The organism is Maricaulis sp. (assembly GCF_048270265.1).
Lineage (GTDB): Bacteria > Pseudomonadota > Alphaproteobacteria > Caulobacterales > Maricaulaceae > Maricaulis.
In genome coordinates this window covers 1-18,012 of sequence record NZ_JBLWTD010000024.1, presented here as the reverse complement: position 1 = coordinate 18,012, position 18,012 = coordinate 1, and the positions used below count along the sequence as shown (strand labels likewise).

The following is an 18,012-nucleotide window of genomic DNA, read 5'->3' as shown; positions in this document are numbered from 1 at the left end:
GCTAGTGCGTGCGGCCATGCGGTTCGGAGACCAGCAAGAGATCGGCAGGGATCTCGCTGTCGCCCAGCGCACGCTGAACGCCACAACGCAGGACTTCGATCAGATAGGTCAGGTCGTCATCCTGGCTTTCCAGCGCCTGGAGTTCCTTCTCGACCAGGGCCAGCACCAGATCAGCGACCTGCAGACGGTCACGATCAGTGTCGGCCTGCCGGATATCAGGGAAATATTTTGCCAAGGATCTTTGGGTCATCAGCCTATTCCAATTTTCTTCAGGGTTGGTGTTTCCGGCGAGCGCAGCCAGGTGGCCACAACCTCGTCCAGGGGCACGGTGCTGCTCAGGCGGTCGATCAGATCGAAGGAGATATCGCGAACGCTGGAAGCCGAACGCGGACCGACGGCCCGGCCGCCGACAGCCTCGGGGATTACGGTCAGGCGCTGATCGCGGGCGACGGCATCGAACATCGTCGCCATCAGCGAGAAGGGTGCGGAAAATCCGACCAGAAAGCAGGGCGGGCCGGCATAGTGGCGGATCATGCGGCCGAAATCCGGGTCGGAATAGGCCGACAGGCCGGTGCGGATGAAGACCGCTTCGCGCGAGAGTGGTGCGAGGCCGTCTATCGGCGCGCCGGGCACACTCACACCGCAATTGATCGCGGGCCGGTTGCTCTTGTACTGGCAGTGCAGAATGTTCCAGCCGGACAACCGCGCCGAGGTCAGCAGGCGCCGGATGCGATCTGCGACCGCAGTATTGCTGCCATCATCTTCCGCCTCGCCCGGATCGAGGGATTCCCTCTGGCAATCGAGCAGGACAAGAGTGGGCAGGAAACGGCTCATGCGAGCTCCTCCGGCCGGCGTTGCCGGCGCGGCGCGCGGCGCAAGGAGCGATCGAACGGCCCGGGCCGGTCCCAGTCACCATCGGGGCGAATGATCGCCAGCGGATCGGAATCCATGGTGATCGCATTGGCCGGGCGCTCGAGGGGATGCTCGATCTCGACGTATTCGTAATCGGAGAACATGAAACTGGCCCGGCCGGGACGGACCCGGAACCCGTGCGATCGCCAATAGGCGACCCGGTTGAGCTGGGCGTGGCCCAGCACCTGGCGATAGCCGCGGCGGGCGCAATAGCTCAGGGCTTCCTGCATCAGGGCGCGCATCACGCCGTGGCGGCGGAAGGTCGGCAGGACCGCCGCACGCTCGACCTTGGCGAAATCGGCAAACCAGCGCAGCCGCAACACGCCGACCGGCTCACTGCCGCGCCAGGCGATCAGATGCGAGGCGGCAACCAGGTCATTGCCGTCATATTCCTCGTTATAGGGCGCGCGCTGCTCGCCCATATAGGTGACACCCCGCAGGGTCATCGCCATGACAACATGGTCGAAACTGCGCGCAACGGTGACGCGCATCCGGTCTCGGCTCTCCGCATTCATGCGAATTGCTCCTCTGAAACGGGTTTGCTGCGAACGGAAAGCTTCTCGGCAATCCGGTGGGGGAAGCCTGTGCTGCCAAACAGCATCGTCGCGCCATCGGGGCGGCCAAGCGGGACAAAGCCCAGCCGGGACATCAATTTCTCGCCCTCGACCGATCGGGCGCGGGCATAGACGCGGATATCGCAATAAACCCCGTACCAGACCGCCAGCAGCCCGCGCAGTGACGCCGCCTGGTCCATCGGGGAGCGGCCCGCCATGCCCCAGGACAACAGGGCATGCGCCGTTTCTGTCGGGCCACACACCCATTCGCGCCGGGCATTGGCAAAACCGAACTGGCCGGCAAGCAGGGCATCGACACCGGCCCGGGTCAGGGGGATCGAGGCCAGCAAGGCGTTGGCCTTGCCATTCTTGCGGCGCAGCTGCAGGGCGCGCCCGGTCCAGGACTGGACCTGCCAGAGCGCTTCGGGCCCGGCGACCTCGCCCTCGATCAGCTCATCGGCGAGCTGGTGAAACTCGTCGATCTGGTTTTCGTGAACCTGCGTGAAACCATATGCCCCGACAGCTGCATGAAGTTGGGCGTCCTGAGTTTGAACGACCGGCCGGGATCGGGTAGGGTCATCGATTGTATTACGCATTGGGCTATCCTGTTTCGGACTGTCCCAATTGGCTTAACATCGCCGCTGATCACGCGGCCTCTTCGAAGTTGGAATAGTGGATAGTCAGGAAACAGCCATCAGCCTGCGTCGCAACGTGTTTGACTGGGACGATCTCCAGATATTCCACGCTGTAGCGACGACAGGCTCCATGAGCGGCGCAGCCGCCGCGCTCGGCTGCCAGCAGCCGACCGTCAGCAAACGCATGCGTCAGCTTGAAAGCCGGCTCGGAGCGCAGCTGATCGACCGGCGCGCCGATGGCATCGTGCTGACCCAGGCCGGGGAGGCAGCGCTGGACTATGTCCGCACCATGCAGCGCTCGGCGCAGCAGCTGGAATCGCGCATTTCCGGCACCGACACCGCCAATACCGGCGATGTGACGCTGCACGCGTCAGACGGCCTGTCGACCTATTGGCTGGCGCGCCACATGCCGCGCTTCATGCGCGTCAATCCGGGCATCAATCTTCACCTCCTGCGCCCCGGTGCCGGAGCAGGCCCCGCACCGGATCTCTCAATAACCTTCACACGTGACAAGGATATGGACGCTCCGACTTCGGCGCTGGGCACCATGCACTACATGCCCTTCGCCTCACGCGAGTTCATCAATTCCTACGGTGTGCCGAAATCGACCCACGACTTGCTCAACCTGCGATTCCTGAAACTGGAACAGTATGACCGCGGCCTGTCGCTCTGGGAAAACCGCAATGAAATTGTGGACGCCTACATAAATTATGCATTCAGGACGGACGTCAGTTCTATCTTGTTGGAAACAATTAGACATGGCGGTGGTATCGCCATGGCACCAACCTATCTGGCTGCGCTGTATCCGGACGAATTAGTCGTGCTCGACTATGATGTTAGGCAAGACGTTCGTTTCTGGCTCAAATATCTCCCCGGAAGCCAGCGTGTCGGGCGTACAAAATGCGTAGGCGACTGGATCAACGAGATTTTTGACCCTACCAATAACCCTTGGTTCCGTGAGGAATTCTGTCATCCCGGCGAGTTCTGCGAGATCGAAGTCGTAAAACCAAAACTGTGAGGCAATCATGAGTGCTAGAGGCCCAACGAGTATTGACCAGCACGTCGGTGCTCGCCTTCGCCTGCGGCGCAGCCTGCTGGAGATGAGTCAGTCCGAACTCGGCGAGAAACTCGGCGTTACCTTCCAGCAAGTGCAAAAGTATGAGCGCGGCACCAATCGCATCGGTGCCAGCCGGCTTTTTCACGTCGCGCGCGTCATGGAAGTTCCCGTCTCATATTTCTTCGAAGGTCTCGATTCCGAAGGCTCATCCGAGCTGAAGGGTCCGGATTCGGAAACACTCTACGATTTCATCGCAAGCCCTGACGGTCTGGCCTTGGCATCGGCATTCTCCGGAATTCGCGACCAGACAGTCCGCCGCCGCGTCATCGACCTTCTGAGATCACTCTCCATCTGATCGTCCGGAAGCACCTGTCTGCCGGATGAACGGAACCGTCACGGTTTTGCCCGGACGCGGACGTGCTCACGCCTTACGAACCCCTCAGCTTGAGACCTTCAAAGCTGAGGGGTTCTTTTATGCGACTGAAACCAACCGGAAACGCGCCCGCGCGTGCCGACACCGCCAGTGCTCGTGACAGCCGGGCCATGGCCCATCCCTGGTTCCACCTGAACAGTTCGGGCCGCCACTCGGCCTCATCGCTCGATCTGGCAGCTGCCGCAAAATTCAGCCAAAAACCGTGACATCGCGAATGGCCACGCATTTGTCGTGGCGATTCAACGGCGCGTTCAACGCAGCCGTTTGCGCACAAGCCTGCGCCCGTCGCCGGTCACGCGACCGGTGGCACCAAACTCTGCTCATATCTGAAAGAGAATGGAGCGGGCGATGAGATTCGAACTCACGACATTCACCTTGGCAAGGTGACGCTCTACCCCTGAGCTACGCCCGCTCATGTCTATGCGGGGACCAGCCCCGCCAGGGAGCGGGGTATATCGCGCAAACCCGGACGGATTGCAAGAGGGAGATTCCGTCGCAGTGCACAAGGACTTGATCCGGCCCGCCACCCGCGCTTCAACTAACGAATGAGCGCTTCCCGTGAGACCTTGTTCGCCCGCCTCGATGCATTGGGGGTTGAGCACAAAACCGTCAGCCATCGCCCGGTGTTCACCGTCGATGAAGGCCGCGACATCAAGGCGTCCATGCCCGGTGCCCATACCAAGAATCTCTTCCTCAAGGACCGCAAGGGCCAGGCCTTCCTCATCACCGCGCGCGACGAGACACAGATCAGGCTCAACCGGCTGCACCATCATCTCGGCAGCGCCCGTCTATCCTTTGGCCCCGAGGACCTGTTGCTGGAGACGCTCGGCGTCCGGCCGGGATCGGTGACAGCCCTGGCGCTGTTGAATGACACCGAAGGCCGGGTCCGTTTCGTGCTCGACGCAGCCCTGATGCAATGGCCCGTGGTCTATTGCCACCCGCTGCTCAATGATGCCACGACCGGGATCGCGCCGCAGGACCTTGTCCGTTTTGCCGAGTCGACCGGGCATACGCCGCAGCTGATTGACTTCACTGCCCTGCATGATGATGAAGAGAGCGCAGACTGATCGCTTGCGCACAAGGCCCGGCGGGGCCACTTATCCAGCAAGACGCAGCAAGGAAACAGCACGATGACCATGTTCAATACCGGAACCCCGGACGCCGACACCGACATGCTGGTGAAGGATTCCACCGATCGCGATTTCATGGCCGACGTCGTCGAGCCGTCGAAATCGGTTCCGGTTCTGGTTGATTTCTGGGCACCGTGGTGCGGACCCTGCCGCCAGCTTGGCCCGATGATCGAACATGTTGTCCGGCAGGCCGAAGGTGCCGTGCGCCTCGTCAAGATCAATATCGACGAGAATCCGGGCATCGCGCAGCAATTGCAGGTGAAATCCATCCCCGCCGTATTTGCCTTCAAGGACGGTCAGCCCGTTGATGGCTTCATGGGTGCCCTGCCTGAAAGCCAGATCAAGGATTTCATCCAGCGCATTTCCGGCAAGGGTCCGAGCGAAGCCGAATTGAAGGCGATCGTCGATCGCGGCATGGCCGGCCTGGAATCCGGCGATCTCGGTGGCGCGGCACAGGACTTCGCTTCCGTGCTGCAGAACGATCAGGGCCATCCGTCGGCGCTGGCCGGGCTCGCCCGTGTCTGGCTCAAATCGGGCGATATCGACAAGGCCACGCAGATCCTCGACCAGGTTCCCGCCGACCGGGCCAATGACCCGGCCGTCGAAGCTGCACGGACCGCGCTTGAGCTGGCAACAGCCGCCCCGGCCGACGATGCGGTGACCGCGCGCCTGCGCGAGACCGTCAAGGCCACACCAACCGATCTGCAGGCCCGCTACGATCTCGCCGAGGCCCTGCTGGCCGGCGGCGATCAGGCCGGTGCAGCCGATCAATTGCTCGCCATCACCGCGCTCGACCGCGAATGGAATGAACAGGCCGCCCGTACCCTGTTGCTGAAAATCTTTGAAGCGGCCGGGCCGATGAGCGATGTCGCCCGCGACGGTCGCCGCCGCCTGTCCTCGATCCTGTTTGCCTGAGGAGGCCATCATGAGTGACTCGTCCACCGGATCCGCCAACCGGACCGTCGACCCGAAACTGCTTGAAATCCTCGTCTGCCCGGTAACGCGCGGGCCGCTCGTGTATGATCGCGAAGCCCAGGAACTGGTCTCCGAGGGCGCCGGTCTGGCCTATCCGATCCGTGACGGCATCCCGATCATGCTGCCCGAGGAAGCCCGTCAGCTGGAGCAAGCCTGATGGCGCGCGCCTGGCCCGAGGAACTGCGCTTCTCCAAACAGGACAAGGCGCTGCATGTGCTGTTCGACGATGGCGCCGCCTTCGCGATCCCGTTTCAGACACTGCGGGTGGAAAGCCCCAGCGCCGAGGTCCAGGGCCATGCGCCCGACCAGAAGGTCACGGTGACCGGCAAGGAAAACGTCCTGATCTCCGCTGCCGAACCGGTCGGGCGCTATGCCGTGCGCCTCGTCTTCGACGACGGACATGATAGCGGCCTGTTTACGTGGGACTATCTCTACGCCCTCGGCGAGGCATCCAAACCCGCCTGACCCCACTGGCGCGCCATTCGGGCGGGGTCTAGGGTGTCGGAGCCATTTTCACACAGGTGCGACATGAAACGCTTCTCAATCATCGCCACGATCGCAGCCACAGCCCTCGGCGCAAGCGCCGCCTGGGCCGGGCCGGAGAACTTCACGACCGGCCCCCTGATCGAGGCCTATGGCGCTGTTGCACCGGTCGAGAACCAGATGCCGATTCCCGACGGCACGGTCTTCCAGATCGCGTTTGATATCTCTACACCGGCCGAGGTCGGAGAACTCAACCGGCAGCTCGTCAGCGCCGCTCGCTTTCTGAACATGCATGCCGCGGCCGGTATCGATCCGGAGAACATGCACCTCGCCATGGTGATCCATGGCGGCGCTGTACAGGACGTCTCGAACGGCAGCCATTTCACGCCGGGCGTTGAGCCAGCCAATGCCGATCTCGTCGCGACCCTGATTGATCACGGCGTCAAGATCTATGTCTGCGGCCAGAGCGCCGCCTATCATGATGTCAACGCCGAGGATTTGCTGCCCGGGGTCACAATGGCGCTCTCGGCCATGACCGCGCACGCCCTGTTGCAGCAGGACGGCTACACCCTCAACCCGTTCTAGGCCGCGTCGAGGCGCTCGCCGCGCAGGAGTTTGGGTGGATCACCGGTTTCGCCGCCGGCCTGGCGCATGAAGAAGCGCCGCGCCGGGCCGATACTGTTGACGATCGACAGCCCGATGCCACGCAGATGCCGCAGCGGTGCGATATCATTTGAGAACAGCCGGTTGAACAGATCGGTGCCGGCCGCCAGCGAGGCGCTGTCGAATTTGCGCCAGCCCTCATAACGCCGCAGCGTCGTCAGGGCACCAATGTCGAGCCCGACCCGTTTCGCTTCACCGCAGACTTCGGCCAGTGCCGCGGCATCGCGAATGCCGAGATTGAACCCCTGGCCAGCCAGCGGGTGAATGCCGCGCGCCGCGTCGCCGACAAAGGCGATCCGGTCGACGCAGAAACTCTCCGAGAATTTCAGCCCGAGCGGATAGGCCCAGCGCGGCCCGACGGGACGTACATCACCGAGAAAATCGCCGAAGCGGTTCTCGAGTTCTTCCTGGAAAACCGCATCGTCAGCGGCCTTCAGCGCATCGGCGACATCGCTCGGCTCGGTCCAGACCAGCGATGAGCGGTTGTCGGGCAGCGGCAGGATGGCGAATGGGCCCGAGGGCAGGAAATACTCATAGGCGACGCCATTATGCGGCTCGGCATGCCGGACCGTGGCGACGAGGCCCTTCTGGCCGTAATTCCAGCCAACGCTGCGGATTCCGGCCTGTTCGCGAATCCGCGAGAACTTGCCATCGCAGGCGACGAGGAGTTTTGCCGACAGGCGGCGTCCGTCCGCGAGTTCCACGCTGACACCGTCGGGGCGAGTCTCGTAACGCTCTGCGGTTGCCGGGGCGATGCTTACGATATCGGGCCGTTCCAGCACGGCGGCGGCAAGCGCCTGGCGCGTGTGCCGGTTTTCGGCCATCCAGCCCAGCGGCTCACCTTCCGGGCCCTCGCTGATCTCCCGCCGGTCAAAATGCAGGCTGTGTGGACCGGGGCCACCGGGTTCGACGCCGCCATAGGGCCGGCCGTCACAAACCATGATGTGTTCGATGCGCTGGGTATGCGGACGCAAGGCCTCCGCCACCCCCAGCGCTTCAAACAGGCGCCAGGACGTATAGGCCAGGGCGGAAGCCCGGCCGTCGAATTCCGGCGCCAGCTGGGTGTCGATCGGCAGGGTGTCAATCACCGCAACACGCAGGCCCGCCTGCTCCATGGCCAAGGCCAGGGTCAGCCCGGCCAGGCCACCACCGACGATAACGGCATCGCCGTCGAAGAAATCTTGCTCGCTCATGGGCGCGAGAATAGGGAATTTTCCCGGTCGGGAAAGCGGGCATCGCGCCGCAGCCGCATTAACCTCTGTTTACCACCCGGATACCCTTGCCGCGCTAAACCGGGGCATGACCAAACGTGCAACTGCCGAAACCGATAGCAAAGCGCCGCAGCCAGGCCGGATCTGGCTGGTCCGGACAACCGATCTTCTGCTTGGCGGCGTGATGCTGGCGGGCGGCGGTTTCCTGCTCGCAGCCCTGCTCAGCCATAATGCCCTTGATCCGAGCTGGAATGTCTCGGCAGCCGGCGAGGTGCGCAATCTGATGGGCGCGCCCGGTGCCGCTGCCAGTGATCTCATGCTGCAGGCCCTTGGCTGGTCGGCCGCAGGGCCGGCCATCGCGCTGATCATCTGGGGCGGCATTCTTGTTTTGCGCCGCCCGCGCCATCGGCCGGGAAGCATCGCCGCCTGGCGCTGGCTCGCCGCTGCAATCGGGACAACCGGTTTCGCCGCCGCCGCCAGCGCACTGCCACTGCCCAATGCCTGGCCCTTCGCCAGCGGCCTGGGCGGCGCGATCGGGGACATGATGCTCGGCGGCATGCGCAGCCTGCCCGCATCCTTGGATCTGCCTGCGGCAACCGGTATCGCGGCCACCCTCGGCCTTGTCTTCGCTGTGGCGGGCATCTTCTTCACCTTCGGCCTGCGTTCGCGCGACCTTTCGGCCGCCTATGACGCCGCGGGCCTGGCCTGGGCGACCGCGCGGGTCTGGTTCGACTCCCTGCGGGGCCATGGACTGTCACTGGGCCGTCTGCTGAATGATGGCGGCGGCCGGGCCGACGAGCGGGATGAACCGCGGCGTGAAGAGCCGGTCCTGCGCCGCGCCATGCGCGCGGCCGACAATGAGCTCGACGATGAGGACGCGTTCGACACGGCGCCAGAGCCAGCCTTCAGCTCCAGCGTCAAGGTCGCCCCGACCCGCCGCGCCTCGACCTCCGGACGCGACAGCCGCGAGGCCCAGGGGGCCTTGCCCTTCGTCAAGTCGAGCGGCTTCAAACTGCCGCGCCTTGACCTGTTGTCCAAACCCCAGGCGCGCAATGCGGCCGTCGATGAGCTGGCCCTGCGCCAGAATGCCGTGCTGCTGCAGGGCGTTCTTACCGATTTCGGGGTCAAGGGCGAGATCGTCCAGGTCCGGCCCGGCCCGGTCGTCACCCTGTATGAGTTCGAACCGGCCCCCGGCGTGAAATCCTCGCGGGTGATCAATCTGGCCGACGATATCGCGCGATCGATGAGCACCACGGCTGCCCGCGTCGCTGTCGTGCCCGGGCGCAATGCGATCGGCATCGAACTGCCCAATCCCAAACGCGAAACGGTCTTCCTGCGCGCGCTGCTGAATTCGAAAGTGTTCGAGGACAGCAAGGCCGAACTGCCGATGGCGCTGGGCGAAACGATCGGGGGCGAGCCCTTCGTCGCCGACCTGGCCCGCATGCCCCACCTGCTGATTGCCGGCACCACCGGTTCGGGTAAATCGGTCGGCATCAATGCCATGATCCTGTCACTGCTCTACCGGCTGCCGCCGGAAGACTGCCGCATGATCATGATTGACCCGAAAATGCTGGAATTGTCGGTCTATGACGGTATCCCGCATCTGCTGACGCCGGTCGTGACGGAGCCGAAAAAGGCGATCGTCGCGCTCAAATGGGCCGTGCGGGAGATGGAAAGCCGCTATCTGCGCATGTCGAAGATCGGCGTGCGCAATGTCGCCGGCTTCAATGAACGCGTCGCCGCGGCAGCCGCCACCGGTGAACCGCTCTCGCGCACGGTCCAGACCGGCTATGACCGCGAAAGCGGCGAGCCCATTTTCGAGACCGAGATCATCCAGGCCGAGAAAATGCCGTATATCGTCGTCGTAATCGACGAGATGGCCGACCTGATGATGGTCGCCGGCAAGGAAATCGAAGCCGCTGTCCAGCGCCTGGCCCAGATGGCCCGCGCCGCCGGCATCCACGTGGTGATGGCAACACAGCGCCCCTCGGTCGATGTCATCACCGGTACCATCAAGGCCAATTTCCCGACCCGGATTTCCTATTCCGTCACCTCCAAGATCGACAGCCGTACCATTCTGGGCGAGCAGGGTGCCGAGCAGCTGCTCGGCATGGGGGATCTGCTCTACATGGCCGGCGGTGGGCGTCTGCGGCGCCTGCACGGCCCATTTGTCTCCGATACGGAGGTCGAGGAAGTCGCTGCCTATCTCAAGAAGCAGGGCGCGCCGGAATATCTCGATGCCGTCACGGCCGACAGCGAGGATGGCGACGGCGGAGCCCTCGGGCTCGACGGCGAGGCCAGCAGTGGCGATGCGCTGTTTGACCAGGCCGTGGCGCTGGTCGCCCGCGACCGCAAATGCTCGACCAGCTATATCCAGCGCCGGCTGCAGATCGGCTATAACCGCGCCGCCACCCTGGTCGAGCGCATGGAAGAAGAGGGCATGGTTGGCCCGTCCGACCATGCCGGGCGGCGGGAAATCTACCTGCCCGAACACAATGCCGCCTGAGCCGGAAATGAACATCAAAGCCTTGCTCGCGCCGCAATCACACGGCAGCTTGGCGCCATGATTACGCACCTGATTTCCGCCCTGCTCCTGCAGGCCACGACTCCGGCCGCTGACGCGCTGCCCGAGCCCGCATCCGTGCAAACAGCGCCGGCGAACCTTCAGGCGGAGCCGGCCGCGGAGGTGTTCGATCGCGAGGCCGCGATTGCCGACATCAACACCTATCTCAATGCCATCACGACCCTGCGCGCCCGCTTCATCCAGATTGCGCCAAACGGCAGTGCCACGCGCGGCCTGTTGTCGATGTCGCGGCCAGGCCGACTCCTGTTCGAATATGACGACCCGACCCCGATCCGGGTGATCGCCGATGGCACCACCGTCGCGCTCGAGGACCGGGCGCTGGAGACGGTTGATCGGGCCCCCCTGCGCTCAACGCCACTCTGGTGGTTGCTCAAGGCTGATATCGATATCGCAACTGATGCGGAGATCATCGATATCCGCAGCGAATACGGTTTCCTTTCGGTGATCGTACGCGATCCGGACGGTGAGATGGACGGCGAGATCGAATTCCTGTTTGCAGGCCCGGACCTGGAATTGCGCGAATGGTTCGTCACCGATGCCCTTGGTGAGGTGACGCGCGTCTCCCTGCTGGAAACCGAAACCGGGATTGCCCTGAATCCACGGCTGTTCGCGATCCCCGACCCTCAGGCCGAGCGCGATTCCCGGCGTGGCCGACGCTGATAGCTGCGACATTTCGACCACAGGCAATACCTTTCTAATATTTTATTTGTATATTTTTTCCGGGCGTGTCGTTATTACTACGCTGACTGAGAGAAAAAGGATCGGCTTCGTCCCCCCGCTTGCGGATCCTTACCTCAGTCGCGCCGGTTTGATCCCCTCCCGGCGCTGCGACGATGAAAATTCGCGCACAGCTCGGCGCCCGGTCTCCTCCCCCCTTGAGACCGGGCGCCTTTCATTTCAGCTCCGGCATCCCGTCTCTCGTCTTTCAGCCCGGTTCAAACCGGCATTTGTCCTGTGCAGCGCGCTGATTGGGGGTTAAACAGCTCTCATGCAATTTCACGACAATTCCGACGACGTGGATTTCACACGTCTGCTCGAGGAAATCCCTCTGCTCTACAAGGCCCGCGCCTTTGCCGAGAGCCTCAACGCCAATACCTGGTTCTCCAGACTCGGCGAGCCGCTTGACCCGCGCGACCGCACACTGGCCCGCGCCTATCTCGATGGTCTGGGCTTTCCGGAAGCCGAGCCGGCCCTGCTGTCCGACTGGGGCGAAGCGGCCACGGCCGCCGAAAGCCTCGACCGCGATCCGATTGGCTGGGAAGCCGAGGAGATGCTGCGGGCCGGGCTCATCAGCCGCGTCCTGGAACGGCTCGACGAAGAGGCCGTCAACGTCGCCCTGTCCCAGGTCGGCAGCAAGACGCATGAGTCCTCGCGCGACGCCGTCGAGGAAGCTGCCTCCATCGATGACATCGAGGATATGGAACTCGTACATGCCGCTGCCGGAGCGCTGGCCCAGGCCGCCAATGGCGCCGCGCTGGTGATCATGGCCGAGGCCGAGGATGATGATCCACCGCACCCCTTCCTCGCACGCTGGCGCCTGTTTGCCCGCGGTCGCTGGCCGGTCGGCCTTGCCGGTGCCAGCTATAATATTCTCTGATCGTCGAGACGAAAGAACACAGCCATGAGCGGTATTTCCATTGCCACCTGGAACATCAATTCCGTGCGCCTGCGCGCTGGCAGCGTCGCCGAATGGGTCTCGGCCGCCGATCCGGACGTGCTGTGCCTGCAGGAGATCAAGTGCCTGAGCGAACAATTCCCCGAGGATGCCTTTCGGGAAATGGGATTCAGGCATTTTCACATCCGCGGCCAGAAGGGCATGCACGGGGTCGCGATAGCCTCGAAACTGCCGCTCGAGGAGTTGCCAGACGAGGATTTGTGCCCGCGATCTGAGGCGCGGCACCAACGCGTCGGCGTCGCCGGGTTTGAATTGCACAATTTCTACATCCCGGCCGGCGGCGACGAGCCGGATCCGGCCATCAATCCGCGTTTTGCCCACAAGATGGAATTCCTCGACAGGCTCGAGGCCTATTTCGCCCGTCGGGCGGCCGAGAAAGCACCGCTCGTCCTGGTCGGCGATTTCAACATTGCGCCCTATGAGCACGATGTCTGGTCACACAAGCAATTGCTCAAGGTGGTCAGTCATACCCCGGGCGAGGTAGATGCCCTGGAGCGAATCAGGCGCGCAGGCCGGTTCAGCGATGTCGCCCGCGAGCTGATCCCGATGGACGAGAAGATCTACACCTGGTGGAGCTATCGCGCGAAAGACTGGAAGGCCGCCAATCGCGGTCGCCGTCTCGACCACATCTGGGTCTCGCCGGAGCTGCACGACCAGGCTGTCGCGGGGGGCCGCGAGGCGCTCAGGATCTGGGATAATGTGCGCAGCTGGGAAAAACCGTCCGATCACGCACCGGTCGTGTTGCAACTGCAGGCCTAGAGCAAATCTGCCTGCAAGGGCTGCCGCTCAGTGGGCCAGCCGGTAACCACCGCTTTCGGTGACGAGCAGGCGTGCATGCGAGGTATCCGGCTCGATCTTCTGGCGCAGCCGGTAGATATGGGTTTCCAGGGTGTGCGTGGTGACCGCCGGGTTATAGCCCCAGACCTCATGCAGGAGTTCCTCACGCGGCACGGCCTTGCTGCCGGCGCGATAGAGGTATTTGAGAATATTGGTCTCTTTCTCCGTCAGCCGGACCTTTTTCTGATCGGCCGTGAGCAACAGCTTCATTGCCGGACGGAATTCGTAGGGGCCGACCTGGAAGACGGCGTCCTCGCTTTGCTCATGGCTGCGCAGATGCGCCCGCACCCGCGCCAGCAACACGGAAAACTTGAAGGGTTTGGTGACGTAATCATTGGCGCCTGATTCGAGGCCAAGGATCTGGTCGGAATCGGTATTCTGGCCGGTGAGCATCACGATCGGTGCCGTGATGCCGTTCTTGCGCATCAGACGGCAGGCATCGCGCCCATCCATATCGGGAAGGTCGACGTCCAGCAGGATCAGGTCCGCACGCTGGTCACGCGCCACCGACATGCCTTCGCCGGCGGAACTGGCCGCCAGGGTCTGGAATTCCTCATGCAACTCGAATTGTTCGACGAGGGCTTCGCGCAGATCATCGTCGTCATCGATGATCAGGATTGATTTCTTTGAGCTCATATCGCCGATCATGCCCATTTCGCGGCACAAGGCAAATATTACCGACCGGCAATCGGCACCCGGCAGATTTTGCCGGGGTCGGGCCCGCAGGCATTGTGTCAAATGGTTGATTTATGGCCCGAATATTGCTTCTCCATGAGAGAGTCCGGGCTCCGGACACCCAGCCGTGGTGGGGAAGGCGAAGGGGACGCCAGGCATGACCCATGGTCATGAAACAGGCGTCCCTCGCCGACCATCCGGCAAGTTTCAGGTGGTTCCAATGGACTGGATTGTCTCGGCATCGGGCACCCTGGAGCTGGCCGGCGAGCGCGTCCGCGCCGCCCTTGGCCGCTCCGGCATTTGTGCCGCAAACCTCAAGCAGGAAGGCGATGGCGCCACACCGACAGGCCGCTACCGTCTGCGCCGCGTGTTGTTTCGCGCGGACCGGATGCCGGCACCGAAGACCGCTTTGCCATGCCGCGAAATACGCGCCGATGACGGCTGGTGCGACGCCCCCGCGGACCCGGCCTATAACCGCCCGGTTCGACTGCCATATCCGGCGTCGCATGAAACACTTTTACGTGAGGATGGGCTTTATGACCTGGTGCTGGTGCTGGGCCATAATGATGATCCGCCCGTCCCCGGAGCCGGTTCGGCGATTTTCCTGCACTGCAAGCGCGGTGATTACGAACCGACCCAGGGCTGTGTCGCGCTCGATGTCGCCGATGTGAAGCGCTTGCTATCGCTGGCAAAGCCGGGCGATGACCTTGTGATCAAGCCCTAGAGCCGATCGCCGAAAAAGGCTGTGCCGATCCGCACCGAACTGGCCCCGAGCGCGACCGCAGTCTCGAAATCAGCGCTCATCCCCATGGAAAGCTCGCGCAGCCCGTTCTCGCGGGCCAGCTTGGCGAGCAGGGTAAAATGCAGTCCCGCGGGCTCGGCCGTCGGCGGAATGCACATCAGGCCCTCGATCACCAGACCGTGCTCATCACGCATACGGGCGAGAAACCCGGGCAATTCGGCCGGTGCGATCCCGGCCTTCTGTGGCTCTTCGCCGGTATTGATCTGCACCAGAAGACGAGGTGTGCGGCCTGTTGCTGTCATCGCCTTGCGCAGGGCAATGGCCAGCTTGTCGCGATCGAGGGTTTCAATCACGTCGAACAATTCCACCGCCTCATGCGCCTTGTTGCTCTGAAGCGGTCCGATCAGGCGCAATTCCAGATCCGGGAAGGCTTCACGGCGGCCGGCCCAGTGTTCGAACGCTTCCTGGACGCGGTTTTCGCCGAAAACACGCTGGCCGGCCTCGAGCGCCGCGACGAGCGAGTCGTCAGGCTGGCGTTTCGAAACAGCGACAAGAGTGATATCGGACGGCTTGCGTCCGGCCTGTTGCGCGGCAGCAGCGAGCTGTGCGAGCAAGTGGGTGCGGCGTGCCGCGATATCCGGGGAAGTATCCATGACGCGGCCATATGATGCACAGCTCGGCTTGGCAAGACTGGCAGAGCGGGTTCGCAGCAGACAAAAAGACAATCTGCCAGCGCTGTTCGCCCTGACCGATCCTGTCAGAACCCCGAACCCGATTGCCTTCGCCTCCGCCCTCGCGCCGGGAACGGGGCTGGTTTACCGCCATTACGGAGCCGCATCCCGGGTTGAGACCGCACTGGCGCTGGCCCGCATCGCCGATGAACTCGGCTTGTACCTCTTCATCTCCGGTGATGCGCAGCTCGCCGATCATGTCGATGCCGATGGCATTCACTGGCCGGAACGGATGCTGGGGCAGGCCTCGTCACGGCGCATGCGAGGCGACACGCGTGTCTTCACCGCCTCAGTGCACTCGGCCGCCGCAGCACAGCGCGCCCGGCGGGCCGGGGTAGATGCGCTGTTTCATTCAACGGTTTTCGCCAGCCAAAGCGCAACGGCCGGGCGACCGCACGGTATTTTTGCCGCCGCGGCACTGGCGCAGAGCATACAGATACCGGTCTTCCCGCTCGGCGGCGTCAATGCACGCACGGGCCGTCGTTTGTGCGGCTTGGGATTTGCGGGATTTGCCTGCGTCGGCGCCTTGTCGGAAGGCTAGAAACGCAATGCCGATTCAAACTTGATTTCGGGCTGACGCTCATCACTGTCGGTCAGGCGGAAAATCGGATCATCGGGCGAGATCAGGCGAACCTGACCACCAAGGCGGAAGCGCTCACCCAGATTGATGAAGGCACCGGCGCTGAGATCATTGACGTCACTGCGGACATCCGAGCCATCCTGGATACCGACGCGAACACCCCAGCGGCCGCCGGGAGATTCCCAGTCAACGGTCGTTTCCAGGTCGAGACCCGGGAGCATCCGCTCATTCATCGACAGGGTGAAAGCTTCATACCAAGGCGTTTCAACGCCTGCTGCATCGGCGATAGCGGCCTGGGCTGGCGCCTGAACGACCGGCTGAGCGATGTCCGAACTGTCCTGGGCATAGGCGGCGGGCGCAAGGCCCAGCATTGCCGTTGCGATCGAACCAGCGATCACGGTCTTGGCCAACAGGCCCCGGCAATTTCCCCACTTGGACATGGAACTACACTCCCTCGGTTCATCAGACTAGCCAAAGCCAAACGACTCCCCAAGCGGATTCTGCGGAGGGTGGAAAAGAATCCCGCCAGCTGTGGCGGATATGTCAAAACTGCCAGCCGAGCTCCGCGAAGACGGCCGTTCCCTGAAGCCGGTTTTCATCGCGCCCTGCCGGCGTCAGCACCGGATCATCGCGGCTGGACGCCTGCACGCCGCCGCCAACCACCCAGCGTTCGCCCACCAGGCGCGAACTGCTGAGCTGGACAGTCTGCCCGTCAACATGAACCAGATCATCGCTGAAGCGCGCCAGTTCAAGCGAGGTGAGCCAAGGTCCCGCTTCCAAGGCGGCCGACACCGACCAGGCCTCATAGGCTCCGTCACCGGTCACACCGTTATTGCTCCGCAACCAGCGCGCGCCGGCGCTCAGGGCACCACGGCTCCAGGAGAAACCGGCATCGCGGGTGCTGATGCCGGCAAAACCGGCCAGCCCCGTCGCCTCACTGCCTTCGCTCAGACCCAGGCTGAAGGCGAACGTATCGTCGCCGCGAAGGATCTCGTAGCGGGCGCCGACTTCCCAGACATCATCGAGTTCAGGACTGACCAGGCCAGCGGGGCCGGCGCCCCAGGCACAATGATCAACGCCGCAATCACGCACGCGGGGTGTAAATGATGCGGCCATCCGGAACGAACCGATCGTGGAAGCCTGTCCGAGCGCGACGGAATGGAAGACCAGCTTGGGGGAATAGCCCGAACCGAGATTCGCCGTGCGGGCACCGCTCAGCCCGGTCAGATCGACACGGCCACCATCGGCGCGGCTCAGACGGAAGGCCGTCGGCCCGCGCTCGGCATCAAGCACCGCAGCGCCGGCGCCATAACCGGCCCTGATCTCGCCCCAGCCGATATCCACATAGGCATAACCGGACTGGGGAGCGAGCCGCGGGCCGTCACTGGCCTCGGCGGCCACTGACTGGAAACCGGAACTCCCGGAGCGCACTGCGCGCGGAGCGCCAAGGACCAGCGCGGTCGCGCAGTCCGCCAACCCGGCCGGACAGTCGCCAGCCTGGCCGCCCCAGGCCCGGCGTCCGGAATCCTGTTCGACCCGGCCGCCGAGGACGAAACCCCAACGGCGCCCCGAGTCCGTAAAGCTCTCGAGCACGAGTTCGGCATCAAGGTCGAAGAGAAAATCTGATGAAGGCGTCGTATCAAGCCCGGCAAGCCATACACTGCCGAGGTCGAGCCGAAGCTCCGGCTGGAAGCCGCGGGCAGGTTCGCTGAAGCTTTGGGATTGCGCTGGCTGGGCCAAAGCCGGCGGGCCCGCGAGGATACCGGACAAAGCGGCGAAAAGTATCGCGCTGGAAGTCCGTATCATAACCTCGCGGCCCCGCCGATCGGCCCCGTCCCCCCGGACGTCGCGCTGTTAATGGAAGCGACAGACCGGCTCCGGTCAAGCGTCCGCCACCTTTTCAGCGAGTGTTCCTCGCCACATGTTGCACACTTGCCACGCTCGATTGGGTGCCTTTCGGCGCTGGCGTGAGCAAGATGGCGTGTTATACACACTTTCCCGATACCCCCCGAGCCCACAAGTTTCTGGTGTGAGGGAAGTGTTTTCGCCGTTTTGCATTGAAGGAGTTACGGCACATGTCCGACAGTCGGATTCTTGGCGCGGCCCTGTTCGCCGCCCTCCTGTTTCTCCCGGCC

22 protein-coding genes and 1 tRNA gene are annotated in these 18,012 nt (G+C 63.4%); 13 read left to right on the top strand and 10 right to left on the bottom strand.

What is annotated here, in order from left to right:
• Position 1: 1 nt before the first annotated feature.
• Genes ACN0YF_RS12125 through ACN0YF_RS12110 form a run of 4 tightly spaced genes read right to left on the bottom strand, consistent with a single transcriptional unit; the run spans position 2 to position 2,062 of the window.
• Positions 2 to 250: a hypothetical protein gene (locus ACN0YF_RS12125; RefSeq protein ID WP_417494577.1), complete on the bottom strand. Its 249-nt coding sequence runs from the start codon at positions 248 to 250 to the stop codon at positions 2 to 4.
• Complete coding sequence (locus tag ACN0YF_RS12120) at positions 250 to 834, bottom strand: isochorismatase family protein (RefSeq protein WP_417494576.1); 585 nt, start codon at positions 832 to 834, stop codon at positions 250 to 252. Before ACN0YF_RS12120 ends, ACN0YF_RS12125 begins: the two co-directional genes overlap by 1 nt.
• Positions 831 to 1,427 carry a GNAT family N-acetyltransferase gene (locus tag ACN0YF_RS12115; RefSeq protein ID WP_417469343.1) on the bottom strand — a complete coding sequence of 199 codons (597 nt, stop codon included), beginning with the start codon at positions 1,425 to 1,427 and terminating at the stop codon, positions 831 to 833. Before ACN0YF_RS12115 ends, ACN0YF_RS12120 begins: the two co-directional genes overlap by 4 nt.
• On the bottom strand, positions 1,424 to 2,062 hold the full coding sequence (locus ACN0YF_RS12110; RefSeq protein WP_417481212.1) for a hypothetical protein: 639 nt from the start codon (positions 2,060 to 2,062) through the stop codon (positions 1,424 to 1,426). The genes ACN0YF_RS12115 and ACN0YF_RS12110 overlap by 4 nt, the downstream gene beginning before the upstream one ends.
• 76 nt (positions 2,063 to 2,138) lie before the next feature.
• Between ACN0YF_RS12110 and ACN0YF_RS12105 the strand changes: the two genes are divergently transcribed.
• Positions 2,139 to 3,119, top strand: a complete 981-nt coding sequence (locus ACN0YF_RS12105) for a LysR family transcriptional regulator (RefSeq protein WP_417494575.1) — start codon at positions 2,139 to 2,141, stop codon at positions 3,117 to 3,119.
• Between the two features lie 7 nt (positions 3,120 to 3,126).
• Positions 3,127 to 3,513 (top strand): helix-turn-helix domain-containing protein, encoded by a 387-nt coding sequence (locus tag ACN0YF_RS12100; RefSeq protein ID WP_417481213.1) that lies wholly within the window; start codon positions 3,127 to 3,129, stop codon positions 3,511 to 3,513.
• Between the two features lie 415 nt (positions 3,514 to 3,928).
• On the opposite strand, the gene ACN0YF_RS12095 is transcribed toward ACN0YF_RS12100, so the two are convergent.
• A tRNA-Gly gene (locus tag ACN0YF_RS12095) sits at positions 3,929 to 4,003 on the bottom strand.
• 133 nt (positions 4,004 to 4,136) lie between these two features.
• Here ACN0YF_RS12095 and ACN0YF_RS12090 point away from each other — a divergent pair.
• The 5 genes from ACN0YF_RS12090 (at position 4,137) to ACN0YF_RS12070 (ending at position 6,764) form a co-directional block, all read left to right on the top strand.
• Positions 4,137 to 4,658 carry a prolyl-tRNA synthetase associated domain-containing protein gene (locus ACN0YF_RS12090; protein ID WP_417494574.1) on the top strand — a complete coding sequence of 174 codons (522 nt, stop codon included), beginning with the start codon at positions 4,137 to 4,139 and terminating at the stop codon, positions 4,656 to 4,658.
• 63 nt (positions 4,659 to 4,721) lie between these two features.
• Entirely contained in the window at positions 4,722 to 5,636 is a 915-nt protein-coding gene (gene trxA, locus ACN0YF_RS12085; RefSeq protein WP_417481215.1) for a thioredoxin, read from the top strand.
• Positions 5,637 to 5,646: 10 nt separating this feature from the next.
• Complete coding sequence (locus ACN0YF_RS12080) at positions 5,647 to 5,853, top strand: Trm112 family protein (RefSeq protein ID WP_417481216.1); 207 nt, start codon at positions 5,647 to 5,649, stop codon at positions 5,851 to 5,853.
• Positions 5,853 to 6,161 (top strand): gamma-butyrobetaine hydroxylase-like domain-containing protein, encoded by a 309-nt coding sequence (locus ACN0YF_RS12075; RefSeq protein WP_417481217.1) that lies wholly within the window; start codon positions 5,853 to 5,855, stop codon positions 6,159 to 6,161. Before ACN0YF_RS12080 ends, ACN0YF_RS12075 begins: the two co-directional genes overlap by 1 nt.
• Positions 6,162 to 6,224: 63 nt before the next feature.
• A complete protein-coding gene (locus tag ACN0YF_RS12070) occupies positions 6,225 to 6,764 on the top strand; it encodes a DsrE family protein (protein WP_417494573.1) in 540 nt (179 codons plus the stop codon).
• On the opposite strand, the gene ACN0YF_RS12065 is transcribed toward ACN0YF_RS12070, so the two are convergent.
• Positions 6,761 to 8,035: a UbiH/UbiF/VisC/COQ6 family ubiquinone biosynthesis hydroxylase gene (locus ACN0YF_RS12065; RefSeq protein ID WP_417494572.1), complete on the bottom strand. Its 1,275-nt coding sequence runs from the start codon at positions 8,033 to 8,035 to the stop codon at positions 6,761 to 6,763. The two genes, ACN0YF_RS12070 and ACN0YF_RS12065, sit on opposite strands and share 4 nt — an antisense overlap.
• 106 nt (positions 8,036 to 8,141) lie before the next feature.
• Between ACN0YF_RS12065 and ACN0YF_RS12060 the strand changes: the two genes are divergently transcribed.
• The 4 genes from ACN0YF_RS12060 (at position 8,142) to xth (ending at position 13,071) form a co-directional block, all read left to right on the top strand.
• On the top strand, positions 8,142 to 10,559 hold the full coding sequence (locus ACN0YF_RS12060) for a DNA translocase FtsK (protein ID WP_417494571.1): 2,418 nt from the start codon (positions 8,142 to 8,144) through the stop codon (positions 10,557 to 10,559).
• 57 nt (positions 10,560 to 10,616) lie between these two features.
• A complete protein-coding gene (locus ACN0YF_RS12055) occupies positions 10,617 to 11,297 on the top strand; it encodes a LolA family protein (RefSeq protein ID WP_417481221.1) in 681 nt (226 codons plus the stop codon).
• Positions 11,298 to 11,625: 328 nt separating this feature from the next.
• Positions 11,626 to 12,234, top strand: a complete 609-nt coding sequence (locus ACN0YF_RS12050) for a hypothetical protein (protein ID WP_417481222.1) — start codon at positions 11,626 to 11,628, stop codon at positions 12,232 to 12,234.
• A 24-nt stretch (positions 12,235 to 12,258) separates the two neighbouring features.
• Positions 12,259 to 13,071, top strand: coding sequence for an exodeoxyribonuclease III (gene xth, locus ACN0YF_RS12045; protein WP_417494570.1), 813 nt, complete (start codon positions 12,259 to 12,261; stop codon positions 13,069 to 13,071).
• A 27-nt stretch (positions 13,072 to 13,098) separates the two neighbouring features.
• Here the strand turns inward: xth and ACN0YF_RS12040 are convergent, their stop codons facing one another.
• Positions 13,099 to 13,785: a response regulator transcription factor gene (locus ACN0YF_RS12040; RefSeq protein WP_417481224.1), complete on the bottom strand. Its 687-nt coding sequence runs from the start codon at positions 13,783 to 13,785 to the stop codon at positions 13,099 to 13,101.
• Between the two features lie 259 nt (positions 13,786 to 14,044).
• Between ACN0YF_RS12040 and ACN0YF_RS12035 the strand changes: the two genes are divergently transcribed.
• Positions 14,045 to 14,548, top strand: coding sequence for a L,D-transpeptidase family protein (locus tag ACN0YF_RS12035; RefSeq protein WP_417494569.1), 504 nt, complete (start codon positions 14,045 to 14,047; stop codon positions 14,546 to 14,548).
• Here the strand turns inward: ACN0YF_RS12035 and ACN0YF_RS12030 are convergent.
• Positions 14,545 to 15,219 carry a YggS family pyridoxal phosphate-dependent enzyme gene (locus tag ACN0YF_RS12030; protein ID WP_417494568.1) on the bottom strand — a complete coding sequence of 225 codons (675 nt, stop codon included), beginning with the start codon at positions 15,217 to 15,219 and terminating at the stop codon, positions 14,545 to 14,547. The two genes, ACN0YF_RS12035 and ACN0YF_RS12030, sit on opposite strands and share 4 nt — an antisense overlap.
• On the opposite strand from ACN0YF_RS12030, the gene ACN0YF_RS12025 reads away from it, so the two are divergent.
• Positions 15,218 to 15,838 carry a thiamine phosphate synthase gene (locus ACN0YF_RS12025; RefSeq protein WP_417494567.1) on the top strand — a complete coding sequence of 207 codons (621 nt, stop codon included), beginning with the start codon at positions 15,218 to 15,220 and terminating at the stop codon, positions 15,836 to 15,838. The genes ACN0YF_RS12030 and ACN0YF_RS12025 overlap by 2 nt on opposite strands.
• Here ACN0YF_RS12025 and ACN0YF_RS12020 read toward each other — a convergent pair.
• Together ACN0YF_RS12020 and ACN0YF_RS12015 are read right to left on the bottom strand one after the other, a co-directional pair.
• Positions 15,835 to 16,317, bottom strand: a complete 483-nt coding sequence (locus ACN0YF_RS12020) for an NtrZ family periplasmic regulatory protein (RefSeq protein ID WP_417481228.1) — start codon at positions 16,315 to 16,317, stop codon at positions 15,835 to 15,837. The genes ACN0YF_RS12025 and ACN0YF_RS12020 overlap by 4 nt on opposite strands.
• A gap of 103 nt (positions 16,318 to 16,420) precedes the next feature.
• Complete coding sequence (locus ACN0YF_RS12015; RefSeq protein WP_417494566.1) at positions 16,421 to 17,647, bottom strand: hypothetical protein; 1,227 nt, start codon at positions 17,645 to 17,647, stop codon at positions 16,421 to 16,423.
• Positions 17,648 to 18,012: the final 365 nt, after the last annotated feature.